This is a genomic window from Aeromonas popoffii (assembly GCF_037818705.1).
Lineage (GTDB): Bacteria > Pseudomonadota > Gammaproteobacteria > Enterobacterales > Aeromonadaceae > Aeromonas > Aeromonas popoffii.
Map to the genome: position 1 here is coordinate 1,211,602 of NZ_CP149129.1, position 26,196 is coordinate 1,237,797.

Consider the following 26,196-nt stretch of genomic DNA (forward strand, 5'->3'; position numbering starts at 1 on the left):
TCCCCCGACTTCGGGGGATTTTTCTATCTGTTGTTTTCTATCCGTGACAGGGCGGGCAAGTCGCCCCATATAAGGAGTGAAGATGAGTCAACATCCCCTTCGTACCCTTATCGAGACCTGCGACGCCGCCATATCCCGGCGCGATTTCGACGCCCTGATGGCCTTCTACGCCGAAGATGCCGCCCTAGTGGTCAAACCCGGCATGGTGGTGCGTGGCATCCCCGCCATCCGCCGTGCCTTCGGGGCCATCTCGGACTATTTTCAGGGCCGGCTCGAGGTCACCCAGGGCGCCATGGAGGTGATCGAGGGAGCCGATAACGCCCTAGTGATCATGGAGACCCGACTGCGCTATCCCGATGGGCAAGGCGGCCATATCGACGAGAACCGCCGCGCCACCTATGTGTTTCGCAAGGATCCTTGTGGGGAGTGGCGTTGCACCATAGACAACTCCTACGGCACTGCGCTGTTGGTGGCAGTCCCATAACCCCGGCGGCTCAACGTCGCCTCACTTGGCTAGATCCTTGGTCCGCTCGCGCCCCGCAACCGACCCACCAGTTGAGTGGTGGTGAGCGGCTGAAGCTGGGCTTCTTGATGGTATTGGCACAGCAACCTGAGCTGCTGCTCCTCGATGAGACGGATAATCACCTGGATAACGCCTCTCGCCAGCTGCTCACTCAGGTGCTGGCCGATTATCCGGGCACGTTGCTGCTTGTCTCCCTCGATCCCGAGTTTGTCGCCGGAGTGGGAATTGAGTGGGAATACAGGTTGGGGGGAGAAATAGAAACGGAAGAATAAAGATGGGTGGTACTTCTTAGTACCACCCATTTTGCCTGTTCCAAATTTCCATTTCATATAAAGTCTTCAAAAATGGAGAGCTATGAGGAGATGGATATGATCAGCCTAAAATGATTGATTACATAAATTCCTATATATTTAGTTTGATTTTCAGTGGAAAAACAGTAATCTTCTGTTGAGAGGCGTATCGCTTGCGATCATCCAGTCTTCTGGGTGCAACTAATTTTGGGAGGGTTTTCCTCTAGTTTTACTAGTCTGTTAACAGGCGTTACACGATTACTACCTTTGACGCCTCACTCTTCAAAGGATTTTTTCAATGAGCGACTTCTCTGACAAGGTATGGTGGACACGAAAGTCCAAAATAAAAGCTGAGCGTAGGTTGTTGAATCTTGATACATATTCTCAGATATTACTTCTTTGGCACTCCGTATTTCTTGTTTTTTATTCTATCTACACATTGGTAAATCCTGTTAAAAGTAGTGCTGAGTCGGCCATAATGGTTGCTTTATCAGTTTCTATACTTATCCTCACATTATTCATCAATAATATGAACTACAAAGGAAGAGCTATGCTGTTAAAGCAGAGCTACGAGCAGCTAAGCTTGATTTATACAAAAGCTATATCTAGTCATGGTCATGATTTAGCTCAGTTAGATAAAGACTACCAATCTATACTTGCCGCATCCGAAAATCATCTTGAACTTGATTTCATTAAAGCAGTTGTTGATGAAAATAATAACTCTACAGATGATTCAAAACTAAGTAAGCATCCAACTTGTATCCATAAATTACTTGTGGTGTTCTATGCGGTAAGAAACTTCATATACTTTGTTTTTATATTTTGCGTTCCTTTTCTTATTTTATATTTTTTAAGGATGGATGCATGAACTCCTATAATATACTAAAAAAGCATTTCGAAACTGCGAATCTGAGAAGGATTTATAAGGAAAACGTTCTGCTATCTTCAGCAACCGGTGTGGATAATATGTCACACGAAATATTCTGGAGGTTTCATGATGATGAAATGAATGTTGTACAGAGAAAGTCGCTTAATGGTAATTATGATTTTAATAAATATAAACTTAAATTAATTAGTAAAGGAAAGGGAAAGGCTCCCCGTGAAATATCAATCCCTACAATTAGAGATAAAATAGCACTACGTGCAACTTGTGATTTTTTACAAGAAATATATCAGAATGATCTTGTATTTAATCTACCGCAGGAAATGGTCGTTGAAGTCAAAGAAGCTGTTTCTTCGAATGCCTATGATTCGTACTTAAAATTTGACGTTGCTAATTTTTATCCATCAATTGTGCATGATAAGTTGATTAGCCGGTTACGAGGGAAAATTAGAGACAAAAGAATATTAGATCTGATTTCCAGTGCAATAAAATCCCCGACAGTGTCAAAACCCAGTAAAAGTGATATTGATTCAAATTGTGGGGTTCCTCAGGGTTTATCTGTATCAAATATCCTTGCAGCTATTTACTTATTGAATATTGATAAATATTTTTCTAAATTGGATGGAATCAAATATTTCCGATATGTTGATGATGTGCTGATATTGTGTGCCTCATCACAGACCGAAAAAATTTCACTCGAGATTATCAGGAGATTTAAACATTTAGGGTTGAAGGTGTATGATCCTAAACGAAACCCTGAAAAGTCCAGTACAGGGTCTTTGGGTTATGATGAATTTGGGTATCTTGGATATTATTTTCAAGGTAATGTCGTAACTGCAAGAAAAGGGTCAGTTGACAATCTGAGAGAATCACTTATAGCAATTTTCACTGGTTATAAACACTCCCAATTGAGGAATGCTGAGTTTTTAGAATGGCGGGTTAATTTACGCATAACGGGATGTATTTTTCAGAATAAATCTAAAGGATGGATGTATTTCTTCTCAGAAATAACAGATGAAAATTTATTGCATGAACTAGATGCTTTCTTACAAAAATTGATTGTAAGGTTTAATGTGAAGGTGAACCTTAAATCATTTGTGCGTACATATTTTCAGATTAAGCATTATAGGCGTGAAACAACATACATTCCTAATTTCGACAACTATGATCTTGAAAAGAAAATTCATGTGTTAAGTTACTACTTTAAAAAAGATACCAGTAATATGACTGAGGAGGAGGTTAATTATCATTTTAATAAAAGAATAGCTAAGCAAGTAAAAGATATTGAAACAGATATAAAAGATGCAGGTTATTAAATTTATGAATCTCGTATGCTGGGCTAAACCTTGTGGGTTGATGCTTCACGAAATGAATCCCAACGTTTACCGTGAAGCTAAAGTTTTTTGGTTGTCGATTTTATATGGTCAAAATTTATCTTATTTGGGAGGTTATATATCCCGTTTGTTGGGCTTCGCTGTGCTCAGTGCCAACCTACACGAACTGAAGCCCAACGTTGACCGTGAAAGATAAAATTAATTTGGTTGTTGATTTTATATGGTCAAAATTCATCTTGTTTTGGAGATCATATCTCCCGTTTGTTGGGCTTCGCTGCGCTCAGCGCCAACCTACACGAACTGAAGCCCAACGTTGACCGTGAAAGATAAAATTAATTTGGTTGTTGATTTTATATGATAAAAATTTATCTTTTTTTGGAAATAATATCTCTCATTTGTTGGGCTTCGCTGCGCTCAGCGCCAACCTACGAAATGCACCAATCACGGTTCAAAACCCACGCTACCGCCCGTGGATTACAGCTTCCAATATGCTCCATTGACCAGCGAGGGCAGCAGCCCATCACACTGCAATAGGCACCAGATGGCTATGTTAAGCCAATCGAATCTGGTCGCACCAGTCAAAAAGTGACGCAAGTGTCAGTAACGACTGATTTTTTGCGCTGGCTCAACAAATCGCACTGAACGGGCACAGGATTCCCATGGCCCTTGATTTTGTTGGGGTTGGCAGGCGTGGCGGGGAAGAGGGTGGCTGGATTGCCATTGGGCGACTCTGGTCGGGGTCAATCCCATTAACGCCCCGACGTGGTTTCCAGACTGTGGGTCAGCCCACTTTGGCATCGACGCCGATATGGGCCTTCATACCGACATACCACTGATTACCTTTGGTGGTCTGGTGTATCTCGGGGTCACGCTCTCTGCGCTTGTTTTTGGTGGAGCCAGGGGCCATCGATGATGGTGGCATCGACCAGCGTGCCTTGTTTCATCATGATGCCAGCTTTAAAAAACCACTGGTTGACGACGTCGCAGGGGTTGTACCACTGCTGTATGCGCAGCATGGTGTCGAGTGGACAGGGACGACGACCGTTGCCCGTTTTGGGGCAGATAGGTTCGATGAGACCGAACATGCTGGCCATGGGAGCCGGGCGTTCATGCGAGCCAAACATATCTCTTTGCGGATTTTGTGGCGTTTACCATTGAACTCGCTATCTGCGAAGGTGATTCATATTGAACCTTATCCACTGATGCTAATTGGGACTGATGATGTCACATCAGGGACTTGTTCGGTTCTCTTGTAGGTATTCCGAAAACGTTACGATTTATGGTGCTTTTTCATGTTCAATTTCTTTGAATGTCACTGTCAATATAATTGGTTGTATTACCAGTAAAAAATGATCTAAGGTTGTTCTTTAAATTACCACAACCTAAGGTAAACAAAATGATTAAATTAACAAAAACGGTACTGCTCGCAGGTATTATTGCTTCTGGAACATTCAATCTACATGCCCAGGAAAATAAAGGGGCTGTAGATTTATCAAAATTCAGATATAGCTACGCAGAAATGCAGGAAATTGCCAACCCTAAGTTGCTATCGCACCGTATTTTCTATGAAAAACCCTCTGCTGGTCCAGATGCAGCCTGGTTTGATGCGGTTAAACAAGGTGATTTGGCCACGATTAAAAAAATGGTCGAAGCGGGGCAAAATCTTGAGGCAAAAGACGAAGCTTCCTTGGGGCAAACCGCGTTAGGCTGGGCTGCGTTCATCGGCTATTTGGATATAGTAAAATATCTGACAGAACAAGGTGCCGATATTCGCGCCACAGATAAAGCCGATGTCTACAATACTGTTAAATCTGCTGTCATGGGTAATAATGTAGAGGTTGTTAAATATCTGCATGAGCGTTTAAAGAATGAAGTTGACTGGGATGCCAAAGAAAAAGACGGTGAAACATTATTTATGATCGCTGCAGTAGATGGCAGGCTTGATACGGTGAAATATATTCTACAATTCAACCCGGATTTGAACGTCGTGGCGATTAATGAGAACCCTAAAATTAACGCGAGTCCTCTCAGCGGTGCGTGCGAACATGGCTTTACCGATGTGGCAAACCTGCTGATAGAAAAAGGGGCCATCAATCATAAAACGGGCAAGTCAAGCTGTAATTAAACAGCCTTAACACTCCAAAATATCATTCTGCCTCGATAGGGCTCTGTCGTCATAATCGATTTTCAGTGCGGTAATTAAATCGGTTAAAAGTTAAATGCGATAGAGCCCGTTTTTCGTACTGTTGGTCCTCAAGTCCAGGGCCGGATCCCACTTTATTATTGAACCTTTCATCTGACCGCGATCTGATCTCTATTACTCATATATACCCATTAAAAGCCGCTAACAAAATCGAGTTGATTCGAACGATGCCAATGCCCATCGAGCAGGCATGACATGAAAAATCATCAGTAAACAGCTCTGGAAATCCTTGCGCCACTTCTGCCTGCCACCTCAACAGCCTTCGCCACGGGGGCCGTCCACGCCTCGATGATTATGCCGCTCCAACGGTACTCTTGTTGTCTTTACTACCGGGCTCCCGTGGATGACGCAAGCGTCGCCAGTCCCAGGCGGTAAATCAGGACACCCACCTTTTTTCTTGGTCTGCTTACCGTATGCCGAGCAGCCAGTGATCTGCTTGGTATGGTGCAACCCTAAGACGAAAAAGAGCTCATTAAGAGCTCTTTTTCTTTACCCGCATATGGAAGGCATCTGTATAAAACAGATATCAGTTGCTCTTGCCGATGGCGTTGAGTGTATTGCTGTCGCAGAAGTCATAACCGTCGCAGTACTGCACCTGATAGACATACTCCTTGCCAGGGATCAGGGGGTTCTGGTCGGTGTTGATATCGATATAGCGGTCATCGTTGATGCCGAGTTTGGCCAGCTCGACAAACTTCTGATCTTGCGGCTTGTCGAGTTTCTCGGCGCGGGAGATACGGGTGAATTTATGCTGACGGGTCGTGATGGCGCTGTTGTCGGTATTGTTCCAGAACAGCTGTACCTCGCCGACCAGATCGTTGCTGGTCTTGAACCCGGAAGGCTGGTCGAATTTTGGGTACTGCACCTTGATATAGGTGACGTTGTGCGAGGCGGCATTGATCCGTAGCCTGTTGCTGGTCAGTGCATCGAAGGAGGCGATACTGTTGCCGCACAGGGAGAGATATTTCGGTAGGGGTTTGCCATATGTCGGCTGATCCCGCTCATCGTAGAAATGCATAGAGAGCTGGGTATTACCGCTGGTATAAGGGATTGCCCGTTCAATGTTTTTTACTTGTGACAGCATGAAGTTGTCAGGAGATGAACTGGCTCCCACCGAGATGTCCATAAAAGTATAAGAGTCGTTGCCTGAGGGCTGATAGAGCTCATTGGTTCCCCGCAGGGAATAGCTGCGATATTTCGGGTCGGAATACATGGCGGAGTACATTTCGATCCTGCCGGCAGAGGCACTGCCTTCCGCATTGGGGCCTGTGTCATTGAAGTTATGTCCGAACAGCAAGGTCGAGCCTTCCGGGGTATTGAGGCGATACATCTGGCAACCATATATGATCTCTTTATATTCCAGCGTGGCCAGATGATGGAAAAGGGGTTGTTCGGCCATGGCTGATGTCGAGAGCATGGTCAGGGTGGCGAAGAAAGCGCGTTTCATGTAATGGGATCCTGAATAAAAAAGAGCACACATTGTAAAACATATGGGCTCCCCATTGTGGTCCATATGGGGCTTGCAAAGAGCACTCTTTATTGAATTCCATATGGATCTCATCCGTGGTGCTCTATCTAGTCCAGGGCGGTTGATCTAGTTAGCTTGGTGCGGGTTGACCTTATCCCATTCTCTGGGTTAGCCTCGTGACTCTCTTGATTGATGAGTACCTCCTCCGATGCGCATTTAACTTGTCCGCACCCCGCCTTTGATTCCTCTCCCGCCCGGGAGATCGGGTGCGTCTTACCGTGACAGGTTGATGCTGACTCCTCTTTGTTTTCCCAATCCGTGGACACGTGTCCCTGTCATTTGGCGATGGCTCTTGGTCTGTTGCTCCGGCATCGGCCAAAAGGAGTTCAGATGACCCATATTGCATGTTATATCAAACAGTTGCAGCTGCCCTTCGGTGGATGTACTCAGCCCCTTACCTTTTCTCTGGCCACTGCGGGTGCAACCCTGCTTGGCCGCAACGGCATCGGTAAGAGCCTGCTGATCGAACTGCTGGCGGGCCAGCGCCGTCCGGTCGCAGGCAAGATTGAGTGGCACAGGCCCATCGGCTGGTTGTCCCAGTTTGTGCCAGAAGGGGAGGGCAGCGTGGGCGACGTTATCGGTTGGGGCGAGCCGCTGCGCGCCCTTGAGCGGATTGAGCAGGGCAGCACGGATGAGCGTGATTTCGATCTGCTGGCGGAACGCTGGTCCTTGCGCAGTGATCTTGCCGCCCTGTTGGCTCAGGCCGGTTTGGCGCTGGATGCTCACCAGCCGCTCGATCGGTTAAGCGGGGGCCAGCTTGGCCGCTTGCGCTTGTTGGCCCTCTTTGCCAATCCGGATCACTTTCTGTTGCTCGATGAGCCGGACAACCACCTCGATGCCGCTGGCATCGACTGGCTGAGTCAGCAATTGGCCAGCCATCGCGGTGGCTACCTGCTGGTGAGCCACGATCGGCGTCTGCTTAATCAGGCGAGCCAGATCTTGGAGCTCGGTGAGGCGGGGCTGCAACGTGCCGAGCTGCCGTTTACGGAGTATCTTGCCCAGCAGGCCCATGAGCAGGCGGCTCGCACCGCCCGGCTGGCGCAGGCGGTGCGAAGTGAAAAGGCGGCGGCGCGCAGCTTGCAAAAGGTGCGCGAGCAAGCGGCCAGACGGGCCGGTCAGGGGCGGCGCGAGCGCGGCTCCCAGGCCAAGGTGGTGCTTGATTTTAAAAAGGATCAGGCAGGCAAATCCCTTGGCAAGGTGCTGGATCGCCACGAGCGGGGCCACAGTGCGCAGGCGGATGCCAGAGCCGAGGCGACCGCTGCGTTGGCGGCGGTGCAACCACTGGTTATGCAGTGGCCTGCGGGGAGCGAAAGCAAGGGGGCGGCCCAGCCGCTGGTGATCACGGATGCCTGTCACCCGCGTTGGCATGGTCAGCCGGTCACGCTGGTACTGCAACGGGGTGAACGCTGCCTGCTAAGCGGTTGCAACGGCAGCGGCAAATCGAGTCTGCTGCAGATGCTGCGTGGGGCGCTGGCGCCCGATTGCGGCACGTTTCGTATCAATGGCCGGATGGCCTGCCTCGATCAGGGGCTTGGCCTGATTGCGCGGGATCTCAGCCCGCTTGCCAACCTGCTGGCAGTGGCGCCCAACCTGGCCGAAAGCGACGCAAGAACCCGGTTGGCGGGGATTGCCCTGCGTGGCGATCGCGCCTTAAAGCCCTGTCATGGTCTGAGCGGTGGCGAGCGGCTAAAACTGGGTTTGCTGATGGTGTTGGCGCACCAGCCCGACCTGTTGTTGCTCGATGAACCGGACAACCATCTGGATCATGCCTCGCGTCAGCTGCTCACACAGGTGCTGGCCGACTACCCGGGCACCCTGCTGTTGGCCTCCCACGATCCCGACTTTGTTGCGGGTGTGGGGATTGAGCGGGAGTATTGGCTAGAGGGGGAGGGGGTTAAATCATGAGCCAGCCGAGCAGTGGCTGGCTCAGAAAGGTGGGTGTCCCAGATTTCACTTCCTCGCCTTCGTGCCCCAATGTATCGCCCCCGATGCGCCGCAGAAGGCGCAGGCCTTCATCGTGCTGGGCTGCATCTTCAATTTCAATGGCATGATCTGGTGTCATCTGCTGGCATTCTCAACGGCCTGTGCAAGTCGCAAGGTAAGGTTGCCAGCCCGGCTGGGAGCTTGGCTCAACCGTCTGATGGGGGGCTCTTCGTGGGGATCGGTATCAAGCTGGCGACGGAGTGAGATTCTGCCATGAGAGACAACCGGGCATAGAAAAAGGCGTATCCCATCGCGCGAATACGCCTTCGTCTGCAATGTAGCAGGTCTGATCGAGATCAGTTCATGCCGGATTATCATACTGCCTGTCTAATGCTGTTTAGCGTTGTCCATGGGATAATGCTATCCGATTGATTTGTATCTTTTAATTATCCATTCTTGTCTAAAGCTATCTTAAGGGATGTAAGACAGGTGCGGGTTAAAGTGTGGGGTCAAAATGGCAATGTCAGATTTTCGGGGGGATTACCGTTCTCACCAGTTCGGTATGACTAAGCAGAACCAGTGCTAGATCGATTCGATTCGGGAAAATATCTATCGTAGGAGTAGCCAAGGTTCGACGGCGAGACCGGTGTCCTCTGTCGAGCATGGGAAAGCCACATTGATTGCATAGCCATGCTTTTGCAGCATGGCCGCCTTAAATACCTCATCTCACAGCAGGGCTCGGCGCACAGTGGGGCGAACTGGAATCAGTTCGCCAAGTGAGTGAGCTTTTTCGGGCTGTCTACGGAGTGCTGAGCACCTCAGTTTGAGAGGTTCTGTGCGGCATTGTCTCGTTAAGCGTCATGCTTGAGTCCTGCTGTTGATTCAGCATTACCAGAGACTGTGTATGCCGCTCCTTCCAGAATGGTTGGTCTGGCCAGCGGGATTCCGCAGCATAGAACAAGCAGGTATGTCGCAGGTAGGCTTGGCGTACGTGCTGTAATCGCGAACAGTAATCGGCGTGCAAGACCATGTTGCCGCGAAGGGAGGCGGCAATTGCCTGGGCGCCCCGCAAACCGGTGTACAGGGCGTTGAACAACCCCTGGGAAGAGAGTGGTTCCATCGCGAGGGCTGCATCACCAATGGCTAGCCATTGTTCTCCCCCAAACCTTTCCAGATAGGCCCCGCCCGCTGCATAGGCCTGCAATTCAGTCCAGTCCGAGTTGGCATCGCACCATTCGCGCATGTACCGAGTCATTGCCAGCTGCTGAGCCCATAGCTGTGGCTTTCGCTGGATGTGGGCCGCGAACTCCCGCTGCACGTGTAGGCCGAGTACCCGGCGATTGCCGGGGACCGACGCGCTATACCACCATCCCACAGAGGCTGATTCCACCAAGCTCCTTTGGTCTTGTCCTCGGTCTTGCCCCCAGGCATATAGCGCGACCAGCGGCGTGTCCTGATGGCGTGGGACTCGCAGGCGGCGAGCAATGATGCTGCTGCGGCCGCTGGCTTCTACTAGAAAGCGCGATGAAAGGATGCGTCCATCAGACAGGCCAACTTGCCACAACCCGCCATCGCGTCGGACCGTTTCTATTCGGAATGGCTCGTGGACAGCGCCCGAGGCCAAGGCCGCTTGGTGAAGCGCAAGGTCGAAGCCTTCGCGTTCCAGATGCCAGCCCATACCATTCGGGTCCCGGATAAAGTCTGTACAGACTAGGTCTTCACTGCCCCATGCCGAGAGATTGCCATGGCAAGGGCATGCGTAGCTTTGCTGCAAGGCGGCTAGCAAGCCGAGATCGCGCAACAGGGGGTAGGCCGCACCGGGCAGGCTTTCGCCTGCCCGAATGCCGGAGCGAGGAGGGGCCACAATGCAGACTCCGAGGCCCCTTTCAGCCAACCATTTCGAGCAGGCCGACCCAGCCGGGCCGGCCCCCACGACCAGGACATCCCACGTCGTCATGGCTTGAACACCTCATTGAACGCCTCGAGCTGTTGGTGGCTGAGCCAGCCGGCCCGCAGGAGCTGGTGGTTTTGCTCGATACTGCCTGCCAGCGTGTGGTCGAACAAGGTCCCCATGTGTGGCGACTGCTCCGACTCGCCGGGCAATGTCGCGACAAACATCACGGCGGGAAAGTCCGGATCGTCTTCAATGCCGGGTCGGGCCTCGACCAGAGCCATTTCGCCAAACTGGTTGATCATGTTCAGCATGACCTGCGGCGGCTTGGCGGGATTGCTCAGAGTGCCCAGAACCGGGGCCAGCCAGTTGTCGCGTTGTCGGAAGGCGAAAATACGTTCATCGCGAGGCAGACTCGTGTCCATCACTTTGAGGTAGTTGCGCAGGCTGAGTACTTGATTGGGTACTCGGGCCGGCCAATACGTCGGCAGGTACGGGTCGTACTTGATGTCGTAACCCGAGCGGCAGAAGGCGGAGTCGCCCTGCCAGGGTAGGGCCATCCAGCGAGTGAGGCCACCTGCAGGTTGCGCATACACGGGACCGTCGGGCTGTAGGGCGATCGACTGGGTCAGCTTGCTACCGTAGTCGCTGGGGGCCGTTTGTTCTTTCGGTAGCGCGCGGATCCGGAACGGCGCACGGTACAGGCTGGCATGACGCATGATCCATGGCAGCTCGCAGCCGGGATGGAAGGCATCGGCCAGGCAAAAGTGCAGGGCTGCCTTGTCGAGCATGTCCGGTTGCTCCGCCAGAGGAACTTGACTCAGCTCGCGGGCGGGCTCCTCCTTGGGAGGCCAGTCGCACTCGAAGTCGCCGGATGCCCAGCGTTGCAGGAGCTTGCTACGAACCTTAGACATGGACAGATACGCGCTTGGGGAAATTGGCTTGTCTCGGTCCGGGGCCGAGGTTGGGAAGTCGACATCCCCGTACTGCCAAGGCCAGCTGCGTGGGTCCACCGCGGTCTGGCCGGAGAGGCGGAAGCTGTTGTAAATGATTTGGCGAAGCTCATTGTATGGATTCTGGTCGACACTTTCCGGCCGATGGGCCAGTTTGGCAATCAGCTTAGGATCGTCGAAATCGAACTGCCCGCCCTTGCCGAAGAGAGTGGCGTAGCCTTGATTCACCCATTGCAGGTTGCTAAGGCGTTGCAGGGCGGGGAGGACATCTTTGCTGAACGATACTTTTTCTGGGAAGGGAAGCCAGCCGCTCTCGATGTAAGTGTCCATCAGCAGGTCGTAAAGGGTGCGCCAGCCAATCACATCTGGTGCAAAGTTCGGCGGAGCGACCACCACCCAGGCATCGTCGACCGGGATGTTCTGCCCGTTAAGGTAGACAGTGGCGGAAACCGGGCCGTCCGATACGTCGTCATACCAGTCGGCCGCATTATTGAAACTGTCCGGGGCAGTCGGGTCGTAGATTGGACGCCCCTCGGGCGATGCGGAACGCCCATGACCGCCGAGCACCAGCAGACGGCCCTTGTCGTCAGTGCGCAGCTCGCCCAGTGGGACGTTGACGCCCATGAAATGTCCGCTGTCGAAGTGGTATTCGGGTCCTTGCTTATTGATCCCGGAGATGTGGCGTTCGCCCGGGTCGATCACCAGGCAAGAGCGGTCGTCGCCTTGGAGGTTCGGGTTGCGCAACGGAACGGCCAAGGTGGCTGAATCCGGAATATCCATCGGTTGCTTGAATTGGTACCACTGAGCCTTGCGATTGGCGAGATGTGCGTGCCAGTGGATGTCCGCTTTGTCAGAGGTCAGCTCGTCGACGACCTCGCCGGCGGCGTTCAACCCATAAATACGGAAGATCGCAGCCTGGCGTTTGAGCGCCCCATGGTGGTCCCGGTGCTCACCCGCCATGGTCAGTTCTGGATGCACTACCTCCGGGCCGAGGAAGTAGCCATCTGGTTCGGTACTGGTACCCACTCGAGCGATACCGATGCCAGGATGAATGGCCGCCCGTACAATCGGACCACGTGCCGATGGCCAGATGGCGGCCGAGCGGGGCGTTTCCGGTTCGCCGAGCGGCTGGCCATTCACATCGCGGCGCAAGGTGGCGGAAGCCTGGTAAACCACCTTGCGGGCAGCGGCGATGCTGCCGACCGGTTCATGCTCCAGCAAGGTACGCCATGGGTTGAAAGACAGGGTCTCGCCATACTCGGTCTGCCCACGGGCCAAAATATCCTGTTGCGGCAGGATCAGTGTGGCCACGTGAATGGGGGCGGACTCTTTCTCACTCCACTCTGTCATCGCCTGATCCAGTGGCATGGACAGGGGGTCGATTTGCAGCTGGACCATGAAACGGAGTCGGGCCTCGCCGTTGGCTAGGCGTTGCTGTAGGTCCCGCTGGAGATAGCCTGGGTCCTGCAGGTCAGGTTCGGCTCCTTCAGGAATCCATTCCGGTTCCAGTTTGTATTTGCAATAGCGCTTATCGCCGAAACGGAACGGAATCACGCTCCACATCTCGGATGCAAGGACGGTCGGGACCTCTTTCTTCATCGCCTTGAGAATGCGGTCCGTTTCCGGGTGCTCCGCCAGCCATGCGTCATGATCCTCTTTCGTGTTCAGCGAAGCCCGAGTGAACTCACACATTTGCTGCGCGTTGTCGACAAAGAACACGTTCATGTTCTGCAGGATGAAGTCGGCCGTTGGGGCCGCCTCGTCCGGCGATAGTAGTTTTGTGCCTACGACGTCAAACAGCTTGATGCCAATTCCAACCGTGCTTTGGTAGTCCGGTAAGGAGTCTTTGATGTCGCTGGAGAACCGTACCCATGCCGGGTAAGACTTCCTTTGACCGAAGATGCCGACACGCAGCGACTCCGGTAAATCCGGAACGATCTCGAAACGCCCATGAGCCACGCCGTGCAACCGCAAGAAAACAGGACGTCTCGCTGGACATTGGCCCTGTTGGATCCGCCCGTACTGTACCTGTTCGACGAACATCTCTTTCAGGCTGGTGATGGGGTCGATCTGGCAATTTCCATTGGGGGATTTCGGACTATTCATTAGCACTTCACCTCGCTGGGAGCATCTGTGGGTAAAGCCATGAGATAACGAGTCTCCTTCGAAAAGCGGGGTGAGCGGTAAGCTCATGGCAGGGGTGGCTCTGATACCACCCCCTACAGGGTAGTTTCATATGGAAATCTTGCGTGTGGAGTTTTTGATCTTTTTTTGGGTTGGAAAATATAATAGGGTCATTGCGTTACTCGCACTTGCAGATTGAATCGCCCCCCACTTCCCTAGATACCTCGTGAGCTTCACTGGACTGTCCCGTCTCCTGTAGGCAACCCTGCCCTATGATTTGAGCATGGGAGGATGTCCATGAGCACACAGCGTTTCCCCCTTGAATTTAAAGAAGAAACCGTCAAGCAGGTCACTGAACGTGGCGACTCTGTGGCCGAGGTTTCCGCCCGGCAGGGGTTTCCAGCCACAGCTTGTACAAATGGGTGCAAGCGGTCAGCCCAAATCACTCGGAGAAACAGGCCGCCGAGTTGATCGAGGCCAAGAGCGAAATCCTTCGCACTGGGGGGCAAATGAGTTGCACAGAGGAAGGGCGAGATATTCTAAAAAAAGTCGCGCGGTACTTTGCCAGGGAGTCCGAGTAAGGTACCGCTGCATGAACGAACATCGACATACCTGGCCGCTGACGACCATGTGTCGTTTGTTGCAAGTTGCCCGTGCCGGTTTTTACCAATGACAGCACCGACCCGAGTCTGACCATGCCAAGGAAGATGCCAGATGGCTGGCGTTGATTCGCGATTCCTGGCGGGCTAGGCTGTGTTCTTAAAGTGATGAAGATATAATCTCACATCTTCTCAACAGCTTAAGACCTATGCAGTGTCCCGTCGCTATCAGTTGACCGATGTACAATGGGGCTTTATTGAGCCCCCTTTTTCCATATCACCGCATAAGCGGACGCCCTACTCGCGAGCCACGCCAGGTGCTCGATGGCATTCTCTGGATACTCCACACCGGTGCTCCTTGGCGAGATCTGCCAGAACGTTTCTGCCCATGGAGTTCGGTCTACAACACCTTTTGACGTTGGCAGAGTACAGGCCGCATCGATGCCATCCTTGAAGCGCTGCAACTGCATCTCAATGTGAGGAAGGTCTTATCGACTTCTACCTGTGGTGCATTGACGGCTCCAATGTCAGGGCATCCAAAGATGCTGCTAGATCGCGTAAAAAAACACTCAGGTAAATCAATCTCTTGGTCGATCACGTGGCGGTTTTGGCAGCAAGATTCACTTGGTCACTGATGGTCATGGTTTGCCGCTGGGGTTCTGCCTTTCGCCGGGGCAATCAGCGGAAATCAGATATGCGACAAGTGCGTTGGCCATGGCAAGGATACCGACCTCATCAGGCCGTTATCGCACGCGGGCAACGTATCTTGCCGCAGATAAGGCCTATAGCAGCAGGGCTTTGCGGGCCGAACTCCGGCGCAGAAGGATAAAAGCGGTCATCCCGCAATGTAGCGACCAGCAGCGGCACCATAAGGGGCGTCCACTGGTATTAGACAAAGCTCGTTATCGCAGGAGAAATGTGGTCGAGCGGTGCTTCGGATGGCTGAAGAAGTTTCGCCGATCCTCAACGAGGTATGAAAAGCTGGCGGTAAGTTTTGCAGCTTTTATCAAGCTGGCTTTCTGCCTTCGTTACTTGCGGGAACTATTGGTGGACAGAAAACCAGCACTTTGAGAACACAGCCTAGGCATGGCTATGGAACAGCAAAGGTGTAGCACTATTAGGATCAGTTATTTAGACCGGGCGCATTGCCAGCAGTTCGGCCGCCTGATGTAGACTTTTTTTCTGGAGTCAGTACTTTTGATAGGGGAAGTAGCCAGCCTAGCAGTGGCTGGCTCAGAAAGGTGGGTGTCCTTAATTGTTTCGTTACACAGTCAAGTTAAAAAGTGTAGCGTAACCAGGCAAAGAGGACGTTGCCATTATTTTTTGACCCCGGGATATAGGTAAATTGCGTGCTTATTTGCTTATAACTCGCAGAAAAAAGTGGTAACACAAGCGGCAGAGGGATGTAATTACCCATATCTTTACGTGCAGTTACCCCTGCCGTAAACCCTAAACCTAGACGAACATCTTCATCGTCATCCATATACCATCCTTTTTCCCACCCATAGCCGATAACCGGTTGCCAGTGGTTATGGGAGTCTTTAAACATCATGGAATACAGTGCATGCCAGTTACCCTGTTCGTCATAGCGTGATATGCCGATGCCGCCCCCCCATGGCATTTCATTGTAATGATCTGTCTCATCGTATAGCAGGCGGTTATGCCAACTAAGAAAAGGCAAATACAGTTCGTAATGTTGTGGCTCTTCCTTCGTTTTTACTACGTTGTTGGTAAAGGTATCCCACCAATGAAGGTTATTTTCTGTATCATTAGTGGGTGACGCCGCATGGAGGGTAGTCGTCGACAAAAGTAACACCGACCCTAAGCCGACAAGATAACTTCGCATATGAAACCTGTCTGATAGAAGGGAAGTATCGACGTATCATAGGACAAGTTTTTCCGCTGTCAAGGCTGGGTGCCATTTCATGTCGGTGATGCCTCCAATCAGTTGAAGTGGTGGACGTTCTCATGGATTTCAAAAGAGTGGGAAAAAGATGGTTTACGGGCCTGTCGCTTGATGCGCGTTCTGGGCGTCAGGTTGTGACGCTCGATATGCTGCGTGAATATTTTCACGGTCAGATGTCTCTCGCGTGGGACGGCTCTGGCGTTGCTTCCCCAGTTATCACTGGTGATAAAGCCAAGTTGGAAGGGAGCCAACAGGCTCAATAATCGACGGCATGTGTCATCGCTGCGCTGGCCAGGGTGTAGGCAACAACACATGTTCTTTGGGTATCAAAGGTATAAAAAATCCAATGTCGATGTTTTTTATTGCCAATATAGGCCTATTACTCATCCAGTTCACCAATAAGCGACACATTATCCAACACAACCTTTTCGGTAGTTACGTGCCTTGGTGCGAGTTTTTAAGGTGCGCAGGACGGTGTTAATACCAATGTTGAGGACGCGAGCGGTGTCACGGGCACCTGAGCCGTTGAACACCATCTCGACAATCTTCGCTTTAACGCCAGGATTTTACGCGCGTCATATAAGTGAGCTGAAAAACGTGGGGACAGGCAAGGGTCTTACCGTGGCGATATATGCGGTCGGAGTGGCAACGAGGGCAGTGAACCATGCCATAAATAACTGAGTCTCAAAAGCATCACCATGCCTTATCACCAGAATGTAGGCATGACCGGATGTTTAGCATTACCCGGATATGGGGATATTATCATTGCAATGATGATATATGCATTAGATTTTGAGTTGACATTTTCTTTTTAAATATATGTTTATTTATTTCACTGATAAGTACGTCTTTATTTACCGGTTTGGTAATGTAACCGTTCATACCGTGTGACATATAGTATTGTTTGGATTCTGGCATGGCATCAGCAGTTAACGCAATAATGGGAATGTTAGCCCAAGGTTTTGAGGATTGTCGTATCTGGGTGGTAGCCGCCAAGCCATCCATGATAGGCATCTGGACATCCATCAATACCAGATCAAACGTAGCTTGTGTCAATTTTGTTAATGCTTCTTCTCCTTGTATCGCCAGTGTGACCTGATGGCCGACAGAATCGAGCATGGCACCTATTACCTTGCGATTAGTGGCATTGTCATCCACTAGCAAAATACGATAGCTCTCCTGATTAACTGACTTGGAGGGTAAGCAGACAATGGAAGGTATGGTCGCTTGGGCAGGCCAGATATAGGTGAAGGTACTTCCAAATCCATCTTGACTCTCGACCGAGATATCGCCTCCCATTAAACGCGCGAGATTGCGGGATATTTCCAGGCCAAGGCCGGAACCACCATATTGACGGGTAATGGAAACATCGGCTTGGGAGAAGCGTTGAAATAGGTTTTTTATCTGATCCTTGCTCAAGCCAATACCTGTGTCCTGGATTGAAATCCTGATCGAATGGCAGTCTTTATCCAGTGGCCGACTATCTATGTTGATATTGACCTCACCCTGATGGGTAAATTTGATGGCGTTGCTCAGTAGATTGAACAGTATTTGACGTACCCTCAGGGGATCCATCATCAGCCATTCTGGTGTCTCAGGGGCCAACGTCAGGTTTAGTTTGATCCCCTTTTCGTCGCAGCTACTCTGCATCAGCACTCGGATATCTTCCAAAAGATGAGGTAAATGATGGGGTGCGAGGAGCAGTTCGATCCGGCCCTCTTCCAACTTGGAAATATCCAGGATGTCATTGAGCAGTCCCAGCAGGTGGTTGGCCGACTCCCGAGCAGTCTCCAGATAGTCTCGTTCCTTCGGGGCCATCTCTCTATCTGCCAGCAGTGACAACATGCCAAGGATGCCGTTCATGGGGGTGCGTATTTCGTGACTCATATTGGCCAGAAAACTACTTTTGGCCCGCTGACCGGCTTCTGCTTCACGGTTGGCCTGGAGTAGCTTCTCGTTGAGTTGCTGCATCAGTTTGTGGTGCAGATAGGATGTGTTCATTTGGCGCCATATGAGCAGGGCCAGCACAAACAGCAAGGCAAACTGCAATGTAGCGATCAGTGTGGTTGTGATGATCTGCTCTCGCACTCCATCGCGCCGGATGACGTCGAATAAGGTCGCCTGCTGGTTGACCTCCAGTGTCAGTTGATGAAGCAGTGGGAGCAGTTGTTCCAGTTCTTGGTTTAACTGTTGATGCGCTGTCTGGTCCAGTTGTGTGACCTTATCTGGTCCAAGCCAGATATCGGCCAGAGCAATGTAACTGAGGATCGCCTTGCTGGCCTGTTGATATATCTGGGTCTCTTGCAACAGGCTGCGATCCTTACTCTCCAGTATCAGGTCCATGCGACTAACCATGATGTCGTACCTGAGCTGAAACTTAGCCTGTGAGTCATGCTGCAGTGAGTTTTGAAAGCGCAACGCCTCGTTGTAGAGCTGAAAATAGTTCCACATGACGTTGTCTTCACCTTGGGTGGTACTGCGATGAAGGTCCTGGAATTGCCGATACTGGATGGTGCCAATACCGGCAAAGGCCAGCAACAGGACGCAGAGCACCACGAACAGAGATCGCTGACTCGCAGCTATGGATCGCATGATATACCTCACTCCACCTTGATCTGGCTGATCTGCCAGATGGCCCGACCGTAGTAGAGCTTGTTGCGAAGCTCAGGATATTGATCAAAGGGATAGATGAGGAATAGTGGCCCTTTGTCGCGTACCGAGAGGGGTTTGCCATTGATGCTACGGGCCAGGATCACTTGGTATTGGCTGGCATCGCTGGCGGGTATCTGGACGGAATAGTCATTGAGGGCGGTGATGGTTAGCTGCTTGCCACTGGCGCCGACCTTGGCCAGTAGGTCACTGAGCCGCGGACCCCGGAAGGTTTTCTCCTCGTCGTACCAAGGGGTGTGGGTCTTGATTTCGTACTCGGGCAGTTGATCCAGCATTGCACTATCCCACAAGGCCAATTGCTGGTAGTTGGGCTGAGTGATGCTCCCTTCTACTCTGAGCAGGGCATTGTCGGGGGAGGGGGTGGCCTGCACGACTCCGCAGAGGGTGGCCAGAAGCGGTGCGACATACAAGGTGAATTTCATATCTTCCTCCATCAATCCGTTCGAAGCTGATACTGGCAATGGTGAGCATCGGCAAGGGAGAGTAAGCAATATACGGGCCGATCTGTGAGAAACGCCGGTTTGCGGCTTGGCCGGGCAGGGAGGTAGGAGATTGGTTCCAGTTTCATTGCACTTTGCAACAAAAGGCGGATTCATGTTGCAAATTAGTAACTAAAATAGGGCTTGTCGTCTCAAATGGGGCTTTTTGTGGGCGATAGATTAGGAGCTTATGGGGCTTATTGATCCGGCACAGCCTTTGCATTGCTTCAACTGTCGTGAAAGTGAGCTGTCTAGGTATAAACAAGGAGCTGAACATGGAAAGTATGACTTACACCCTCAATGACACCCAAGTCATCGCACTGGAGAATGAATTCGATGCGATGGCAGTCAGCGAATTACGGCCTTTGTTCGAGCGGTTATCAGAGTACTCTGGTGATGTACTAGCCGATCTTCGTGACGTTCATTTTATTGATTCATCGGGTATTGGGGCCTTGGTCTTCCTGTATAAAAGATTGCTTATGAAAGGTCATCGTCTGGAGCTTATTTGTGGCCCAGGTCAACCCCATGACCTATTGGAAATGTTACATATAGACAGAGTCATCCCGTGCCATGAGAGTATCAAAGTTTATATGCTCTCTTGCGGCATGATGGCGGCAACATCATGAAAAGGTGGTGTGCCTTGTGGATATGCTTGCTGATATCCGGCTGCGCCCAGTGGCCGCCTGAAGGTTATGGGGGGCTTGCCGAGGTAAGGCCTACCCTATTGCCACGGAACGAGGATGAACGGCGGATCTGGTTACGTTATGATAAGCGTCAAAAGGAGCTAGATAAGCAGCTAGCCACATTGAAGCAAGCCAATCTGCGTGAGTGCATGCCCGCAGGGTTGAAACAGTTGCAATCTCAACGTGTTGACATCGTGCGGGATATGCATGGTCGACTCTGGTCAGAGGTTGCCTGGCGTCAGACGATGCTGGCACAATCGTTACAACAGGTACGTTTGCATCTTGAAGAGAGAGTCAGCGAAGGCTGTAGCACAGATTGGTCGGGGCTTCCCTTGCGTCAGTGGAGGCACACGTAACAAGCAAAAGGATGTTTATGAATCGGGGCGCTATCAAAGGATTGATTTGTTTTGTTTTCTTGTTGTTTGCCTGTCCGCTGCTGGCGACCACCTTGTTGGCTCCCGGGGATAGACTGGCGATAGTGCAGCCAGGGGAGGCCGCTTTTGACCAGCCTTTCCAGATAAACAAGCAAGGGGAAGTGAAACTCCCCGAGGTGGGCGTTGTAGTGGTGGGGGGGAAAACGCTCCAGCAGGCGGATGAGATTATCCGTACTGCCCTCAAGCCCATCTACAATAACCTCTCCCAATTAACAGTCACGCTATTGGAAAAGCGCCTGCTCATTAGTGTTATGGGGTATGTCAAAAAGCCAGGCAGCTATGATCTGGCACCCGATGGCAATGTACAGATGGCGCTCGATGCGGCTGGTGGTTTGGTGCCGGGTGCCCAGCTCAACAACATGCAGGTACGTCGTGGCGATACCGTCTCCAACTTCGACTACAAGCACTATCTCGATACCGGCGATGCCAGCTTGCTGCCCCCGCTGCAATCCCTCGATGTGGTGTTCGTGCCAGCCTCTCCTCTCATCGGCAACGTCCAGATTGATTTTGATGCTGCAACCCTGGCGGCAGGGGGGGATGGTGACACCGGCAAGGCTATCAAGGTCTTTGGCGAGGTGAACAGCCCAGGTGCGTTCAGCTTTAAAAGTGGCAACTCTATCGTCGATCTGCTGATGCGGGCCGGAGGGGTGACTCGTTTTGCAGGGGTGGAGCGGATCCGGGTGATCAATGGCGATGCCCCCGAGTTGTTCGATCTCAAAGCCTACCTGGACTCGGGTAACAATAAGTTGCTGCCCACTCTGGCCCCCGGGGCCACCATCTTCATCCCCAAGGATGAAGAGCAAATCAAGCGGGGGGCTCGCACCATCTACATCATGGGAGAGGTGTTCAAACCTGGCGCCTATGAGGGGCGGGAGGGAGACTCCTTCCTCGACATATTGGCCAACGCTGGCGGTCCGACCCGCTATGCCGAGAGTCGCCAAATCCGCTTACTGCGCACCGATGGGTCGGTCGAACCGATCGATCTGCAGGCTTACACCGAAGGTACGCAAAAGGCGCTGGCTCAAATCAAACCCGGCGACGCGATTTTTGTCCCGGAAAAGACCGATATTAACGAGAAGTCCTGGTTAAAAGTGGCACCCGGACGGGCGGTGATGGTGATGGGGGCGGTGCGTATCCCGGGTCGTTATGAATGGTCTGATGAGATGTCTCTGCTTGATTTGATTGCCCATGCCGGTGGCCCCAATGAGCGCGCCGACATTGCCAAAGTACAGATCCTGAAGGCGGATGGGGGGATGGCAACTCCGACCCTCTTCGATCTCGACAAGTTTCTGCATCAGGGGGGCGCGCTCGCCAGCCTGCCAACGATCCATGCCGGCTTTACCATCATGATCCCCGAGCTGCCCACCGATCCCAGCGACAACAAATCTCAGTGGGTACGCCAGTCACCGGACAGTTCCATCTATATATTCGGCCAGGTTGGCGCTCCCGGTCGCTACGCTTTCAACGATCAGATGGGCTTTATCGACATACTCTCCGCTGCCGATGGTCCTAGCGCCATGGCGGACTTGCGCAATGTACGCATCGCCCATCGCAATGGTAGTACGGCACGGGTGAGCAAGCTGGATCTGGCCCTTTACTTCGAGACCGGTGATGAAACTCTGCTGCCCAAGGTGCTGCCAGGTGACTCCATTTACTTGCCGGAGAAAAACCGCCCCTGGCTTGATGAACCCAAGGAGGACACCATCCGGGTGCTAGGGGCGGTTGCCCGACCCGGCCGCTATCGCTTCAATTCTTCCATGACCCTGTTGGATCTGCTGGCGGAGGCCGGTGGGCCAACCAGCTCTGCTTACATCAAGAAGATTGTGGTGATCAACATGGCTGTGAGCGGGCAGGGGGATCAGGCCCGTACCTTCGATCTGGACGGTTTTGCCAAGGAGCCTGATTTCAGCAAGCTACCGGTGCTGCGGGTAGGAGACACCGTCTTCATCCCCGATAGCAAGAGCAGTAACTGGGCCATCTTCATGGAGGGAATGCGGGACATTCTCACCACTATCTCGGTGGTCGCTCTGATGGGAACCCTGTGAGATGAGCATTCCAATCCAGTACCTTGAGCTGGAGTCGCTCTATGCCGCCACCCTGGGTCGTGGGATCCGCTCATTGGCGGTGACCTCGGCCGAAGGGGGAGAAGGGGTCAGCACCATTTGTGAGGCGCTGGCCCGGCGAGCAGAAGCGGACGGGCTCAACACACTGCTGGTGGATCTCAACCTGTATCACCCCGGTCGCCCCGCAACCCAGGCCTGGGGGCCCAACGATGTACCGGAGCCGCTGAGTCGGGGCCACTTCCTTGCGGTGCTGCCGGCACCCGGTAAGGATCTGATGGCTTTTCGCAACAAGGATACCCTGCGCCAACTGCTGGTTCGCTGGCTCGAACATTATGACGTGGTGCTCTTTGATACTTCCCCCCTCAATGCCCTCAACCGGGGCAATATCCCGGCAGATCAGGTCTGCGGGGCTTGCGAGGGCGCTGTGCTGGTTGTGTTGGCCGGGGTTACACCGACTGCCATGGTGCAAAGGGCCGTGGACAAGTTGACCCGGGCCGAGGCCAACCTGATTGGTGCCGTGTTTAACGATCGCCTTAACCCCGGGCTTGCCAGCGAGATTTTGCGTGAGCTCAACCGGCTGCCGAACAACCGGCTGACCGAGTGGCTCAAGCGTTGGTGCCGGCGCAGCGCCCTGCTCAATTTCAGGATCTGAGGGAGTGCCTATGGAAGAGTGGTTGCGATCTGCCCCTGCTACCCTGCAGTCGGTGCGCGAACTGCGCGGCCGCTTGGCACAGGGGTTGGCGCTGTTTCAGGTCCCCTCCCAGGATCAGGCCAACTGGCTGCTCTGTTTCAGCGAGTTGGCCACCAATGTCGTGCGGTATGCAGAGCCGCCGGCTCACCACCTCTGGCTCACTTTGCAACAGGATGAATCGGGATTAAGTCTTCTGCTTGACGACGATGGTGGCCCCCAGCCTAACCTCGTTGCGACACAACTACCGGATGAACTGCAAGAGGGGGGGTACGGTCTGGCTCTGGTATACCGGCTGTTTGATGAGGTGAGCTTTAGCCACCAAGGCAATCGTAATCGCGTGATGTTGCGGGCCCGTGGCTGTGCCAGGCAGGAGCCCGTAGTGGCGGTGATCGACGACGACAAGGTGATGCGTACCTTGCTGACCGGGTATCTTCACGGTCAATATCGGGTCGAAAGCTATGCCGATCCTCTCGCAGCCCTGCAGGCGCTAGGGCGTCAGCCCCCGGCTCTGGTGCTCTCCGACATCGAGATGGAGGGTATCGACGGCTTTGGCCTGCGTCAGCAGCTGATGAAGGACCCCAAGATGCGCGGTGTGCCCTTTATCTTCCTGACCGGTCATCAGGATCAATGGACCCAGAGCAGGGCCGGCGCGCTCGGCATAGATGATTTTTTGACCAAGCCCATCACCAAGCAGGCACTGTTGCTGGCTGTCTCCCGGGTGTTGCAACGCTCGGTTCAGCTCAAGTCTCAGTGGGGGGATCAGCTGGATCAGCGGATGACCTCGGCCCTGCGTCCCTTGTTGCCTGCCAGTCGTATCCATGGTTATCAGCTGTCATTACAGACCCGAGCCGCCGCTGTGGGCGGGGGGGATTTTCTGCTGGTCAGGGAGCGGGTGCTCTGGCTTGGGGATGTGATGGGGCACGATGCTGAGGCCAAGTTCTTCGCCCACGCCTATGCTGGCTATTTGCGTGGTCTGCTGACGGCCCAAAGTGAGCAGTGCTCACCCGCCCGGCTGTTGACAACGCTCTCCACTGCCGTCCATAGCGATCCGTTGCTTGGGGCGACCCTGCTCACCACCCTCTGCATTGAACTCGGTGAAGAGGGATGGGTCCGCTGGGCCAGTGCGGGACACCCGGCGCCCTGGCTAATAGGAACGGATGAGATGCATCAGCTTGGCGTCACCGGGCCATTGCCCGGCCTGCGACCGGATCCCCATTTCGAAACCTGCGAGCACCGGCTTCTTCCGGGGGAACGTTTGTTGTTCTGGACCGACGGGTTGCTGGAGAGCCGCAATGCTGTCGAGCGCCAGCAGTGGGAGGCGCAGTTGCAGCAAATCTGCCTTAGCCACGAACCCAACCTGGATCGGTTGACTCAGCGTATCGCCAACTGGTTTGACGACAGAGCTGACAGTGCACCGGATGACATGACCCTGCTGCTGATTGCCTGTCCCTCCCCCTGATCCTGTTCTCTCCCAGCCAGGCTGGCCCGTTCTATGCAATAACCTGCTGGATGTGGCTTGGGGCCACAAAAGGAGAACATGTATGTTGCCAACACAGCAGGTTTGGCTTGCCATTGATGCCCGTCAGGTCGGCGGGATCGAGGTTCACATCACACACCTCGCCAGCGATCTGCTGGCAAGGGGACTGGGGGTCACCATAGTGCTGGTAGCCGACCACGGTATGACCCCTTTTATCGCGTTGCTCCGGCGGGCTGGGTTGCCATACAGGGTGTGCCGCAACAGCCGGGATTTCATGCGGCAGCTGGCTTGCCAGCCGGGATCCGTTCTGCTTCATACCCACGGTTACAAGGCCGGAGTGCTCGGTCGGCTTACCGCCTGGTGTAGCGGCAAGCAGGTCGTTTCTACTTTTCACAGTGGTGATGAAGGGGAGGGCTGGCTGAAGTTCTACAGTTGGCTGGATCGTCTCACCGCGCGTTTTGCGAAGTGTATTGCAGTCAGTGAGCCAATCGCTCGCAGATTGCCTGTGCCAAGTACGGTGATCAGCAACTTTGTGCCCATGCCGACGACTCCGGCATCGGTTGCAGGTAACCGGGTGGCGTTTGTCGGCCGCCTCTCCCCGGAAAAGGGACCAGAAGCGTTCTGTCAGTTGGCCGCCTTTTGCCCGGACGGGGAGTTTCATCTTTACGGGGATGGCCCCATGAAGAGCGCCTTGTGGCAGCAGTATGGCGATCGCGTGCAGCTTCATGGCTTTCAAACCATGGCCCATGAGTGGCATAACATAGACCTGCTCTGTATTACCTCCCGTTTTGAAGGATTGCCTTTGGTTGCCCTTGAGGCGATGGCCCATGGCATCCCTGTCTGTACCTTTGCGGTGGGCGGCTTGGTTAACCTGATTGATCACAAATCAAATGGTTGGCTGGTAGAGCCTGGCCATGTTCGTGACATGGCGGAGCTGGTCAACTACTGGCTGCGCAGCGATGAGACGGCTCGTAGCAGAATGAGTCAGGCGGCTCGCAGAACCATTGCCAGGGGTTACAGCGTGAACCACAGAGTGACCGATATTCTGGCCGTCTACAGTGCCTGAGGAATGGGTGTTATACCCGGTAAAACGGGTGGTGTTGGCCATAATGCCAGTCAGTTAAGAGACTGTGAGTCTCAACCTGAGAGGGATAAGGCCAAAGAGTGAGGGAGGCATGATGCCTCCCTCTTTTTATTGGATACCCGTCTGGGCAGGGGGGTCAGCCAAATGGACTCTTTCACCCTGGCGCGGCTCCTGTTATTCAACATTTCAAATACTCAGTCACAATAAGAGCCGCTAACAACACAGCTCAACCAAGTGCAGGCAGATAAGGGCACATGCCTGCGTCTGCAAGCGAGATGGGTATCCAGCGTCGCTCGAAACGCAGACAGCGCTTGCCAAAACCGGCGAGCCACCATGAGTTCGCGCGATGATCCAGAGTGACGATCCCATCGCGCATTGCTATCGGTGCCTCGCCGGCAATGGGAGCCTTGATCCCCCGTCGCCTCCGATAATCACAGCAACGGCGAACGTCATATCCC

The 26,196-nt window shown here is 52.9% G+C and carries 18 protein-coding genes and 6 pseudogenes; 14 read left to right on the top strand and 10 right to left on the bottom strand.

Features of this window, described 5'->3' with window-relative positions; translation table 11 throughout:
* Window positions 1-82: 82 nt before the first annotated feature.
* From WJM78_RS05825 to WJM78_RS05840, 4 genes and pseudogenes are all read left to right on the top strand, one after another.
* On the top strand, window positions 83-484 hold the full coding sequence (locus tag WJM78_RS05825) for a YybH family protein (RefSeq protein ID WP_339014378.1): 402 nt from the start codon (window positions 83-85) through the stop codon (window positions 482-484).
* Window positions 485-531: 47 nt separating this feature from the next.
* Window positions 532-795 (top strand): annotated as a pseudogene (locus WJM78_RS05830) (ABC transporter ATP-binding protein); the annotation flags it as partial.
* 316 nt (window positions 796-1,111) lie between these two features.
* A complete protein-coding gene (locus WJM78_RS05835; RefSeq protein ID WP_339014380.1) occupies window positions 1,112-1,681 on the top strand; it encodes an SLATT domain-containing protein in 570 nt (189 codons plus the stop codon).
* The gene (locus WJM78_RS05840; RefSeq protein ID WP_339014382.1) at window positions 1,678-3,012 is read left to right on the top strand and encodes a reverse transcriptase domain-containing protein; all 1,335 of its coding nucleotides are present in this window, start codon (window positions 1,678-1,680) and stop codon (window positions 3,010-3,012) included. The genes WJM78_RS05835 and WJM78_RS05840 overlap by 4 nt, the downstream gene beginning before the upstream one ends.
* Window positions 3,013-3,788: 776 nt before the next feature.
* Here the strand turns inward: WJM78_RS05840 and WJM78_RS05845 are convergent.
* A pseudogene (locus WJM78_RS05845) lies at window positions 3,789-4,210 on the bottom strand (transposase); the annotation flags it as partial.
* 216 nt (window positions 4,211-4,426) lie between these two features.
* Between WJM78_RS05845 and WJM78_RS05850 the strand changes: the two are divergent.
* The gene (locus WJM78_RS05850; protein ID WP_339014384.1) at window positions 4,427-5,155 is read left to right on the top strand and encodes an ankyrin repeat domain-containing protein; all 729 of its coding nucleotides are present in this window, start codon (window positions 4,427-4,429) and stop codon (window positions 5,153-5,155) included.
* 604 nt (window positions 5,156-5,759) lie between these two features.
* Here WJM78_RS05850 and WJM78_RS05855 read toward each other — a convergent pair.
* Entirely contained in the window at window positions 5,760-6,680 is a 921-nt protein-coding gene (locus WJM78_RS05855; protein ID WP_339014386.1) for a hypothetical protein, read from the bottom strand.
* 411 nt (window positions 6,681-7,091) lie between these two features.
* Here WJM78_RS05855 and WJM78_RS05860 point away from each other — a divergent pair, with 411 nt between their 5' ends.
* Both WJM78_RS05860 and WJM78_RS05865 read left to right on the top strand, forming a co-directional pair.
* A complete protein-coding gene (locus tag WJM78_RS05860; RefSeq protein WP_339014388.1) occupies window positions 7,092-8,666 on the top strand; it encodes an ATP-binding cassette domain-containing protein in 1,575 nt (524 codons plus the stop codon).
* A gap of 49 nt (window positions 8,667-8,715) precedes the next feature.
* Window positions 8,716-8,948, top strand: a pseudogene (locus WJM78_RS05865) (LysE family transporter); the annotation flags it as partial.
* A gap of 535 nt (window positions 8,949-9,483) precedes the next feature.
* Here WJM78_RS05865 and WJM78_RS05870 read toward each other — a convergent pair.
* Entirely contained in the window at window positions 9,484-10,641 is a 1,158-nt protein-coding gene (locus WJM78_RS05870) for an FAD-dependent monooxygenase (protein ID WP_052449300.1), read from the bottom strand.
* A complete protein-coding gene (locus WJM78_RS05875; protein WP_339014390.1) occupies window positions 10,638-13,634 on the bottom strand; it encodes a LodA/GoxA family CTQ-dependent oxidase in 2,997 nt (998 codons plus the stop codon). Before WJM78_RS05875 ends, WJM78_RS05870 begins: the two co-directional genes overlap by 4 nt.
* A 315-nt stretch (window positions 13,635-13,949) precedes the next feature.
* Here WJM78_RS05875 and WJM78_RS05880 point away from each other — a divergent pair.
* Together WJM78_RS05880 and WJM78_RS05885 are read left to right on the top strand one after the other, a co-directional pair.
* Window positions 13,950-14,394, top strand: a pseudogene (locus WJM78_RS05880) (transposase); the annotation flags it as partial.
* A gap of 71 nt (window positions 14,395-14,465) precedes the next feature.
* Window positions 14,466-15,322, top strand: a pseudogene (locus tag WJM78_RS05885) (IS5 family transposase).
* Window positions 15,323-15,527: 205 nt separating this feature from the next.
* Here the strand turns inward: WJM78_RS05885 and pagP are convergent.
* The 6 genes and pseudogenes from pagP to WJM78_RS05905 form a co-directional block, all read right to left on the bottom strand.
* Window positions 15,528-16,097, bottom strand: coding sequence for a lipid IV(A) palmitoyltransferase PagP (pagP, locus tag WJM78_RS05890; RefSeq protein ID WP_339014392.1), 570 nt, complete (start codon window positions 16,095-16,097; stop codon window positions 15,528-15,530).
* A gap of 98 nt (window positions 16,098-16,195) precedes the next feature.
* Window positions 16,196-16,527, bottom strand: a pseudogene (locus tag WJM78_RS22780) (IS1 family transposase).
* A 40-nt stretch (window positions 16,528-16,567) separates the two neighbouring features.
* Window positions 16,568-16,693, bottom strand: coding sequence for an IS1-like element transposase (locus WJM78_RS22785; RefSeq protein ID WP_422388433.1), 126 nt, complete (start codon window positions 16,691-16,693; stop codon window positions 16,568-16,570).
* Window positions 16,694-16,709: 16 nt separating this feature from the next.
* The gene (locus WJM78_RS22790) at window positions 16,710-16,823 is read right to left on the bottom strand and encodes an IS1 family transposase (RefSeq protein WP_422388434.1); all 114 of its coding nucleotides are present in this window, start codon (window positions 16,821-16,823) and stop codon (window positions 16,710-16,712) included.
* A gap of 96 nt (window positions 16,824-16,919) precedes the next feature.
* Window positions 16,920-18,749, bottom strand: a complete 1,830-nt coding sequence (locus WJM78_RS05900) for an ATP-binding protein (protein ID WP_339014394.1) — start codon at window positions 18,747-18,749, stop codon at window positions 16,920-16,922.
* Between the two features lie 8 nt (window positions 18,750-18,757).
* Window positions 18,758-19,249: a molybdopterin-dependent oxidoreductase gene (locus WJM78_RS05905; RefSeq protein ID WP_339014396.1), complete on the bottom strand. Its 492-nt coding sequence runs from the start codon at window positions 19,247-19,249 to the stop codon at window positions 18,758-18,760.
* 332 nt (window positions 19,250-19,581) lie between these two features.
* Here WJM78_RS05905 and WJM78_RS05910 point away from each other — a divergent pair, with 332 nt between their 5' ends.
* The 5 genes from WJM78_RS05910 (at window position 19,582) to WJM78_RS05930 (ending at window position 25,720) form a co-directional block, all read left to right on the top strand.
* Window positions 19,582-19,932: an STAS domain-containing protein gene (locus WJM78_RS05910; RefSeq protein WP_052449301.1), complete on the top strand. Its 351-nt coding sequence runs from the start codon at window positions 19,582-19,584 to the stop codon at window positions 19,930-19,932.
* A gap of 430 nt (window positions 19,933-20,362) precedes the next feature.
* On the top strand, window positions 20,363-22,468 hold the full coding sequence (locus WJM78_RS05915) for a polysaccharide biosynthesis/export family protein (RefSeq protein WP_339014398.1): 2,106 nt from the start codon (window positions 20,363-20,365) through the stop codon (window positions 22,466-22,468).
* 1 nt (window position 22,469) lies between these two features.
* The gene (locus WJM78_RS05920) at window positions 22,470-23,138 is read left to right on the top strand and encodes a capsular biosynthesis protein (protein WP_339014400.1); all 669 of its coding nucleotides are present in this window, start codon (window positions 22,470-22,472) and stop codon (window positions 23,136-23,138) included.
* 10 nt (window positions 23,139-23,148) lie between these two features.
* On the top strand, window positions 23,149-24,636 hold the full coding sequence (locus WJM78_RS05925) for a SpoIIE family protein phosphatase (protein WP_339014402.1): 1,488 nt from the start codon (window positions 23,149-23,151) through the stop codon (window positions 24,634-24,636).
* A gap of 82 nt (window positions 24,637-24,718) precedes the next feature.
* On the top strand, window positions 24,719-25,720 hold the full coding sequence (locus tag WJM78_RS05930; RefSeq protein ID WP_042034139.1) for a glycosyltransferase family 4 protein: 1,002 nt from the start codon (window positions 24,719-24,721) through the stop codon (window positions 25,718-25,720).
* The last annotated feature ends 476 nt before the right edge of the window (window positions 25,721-26,196 follow it).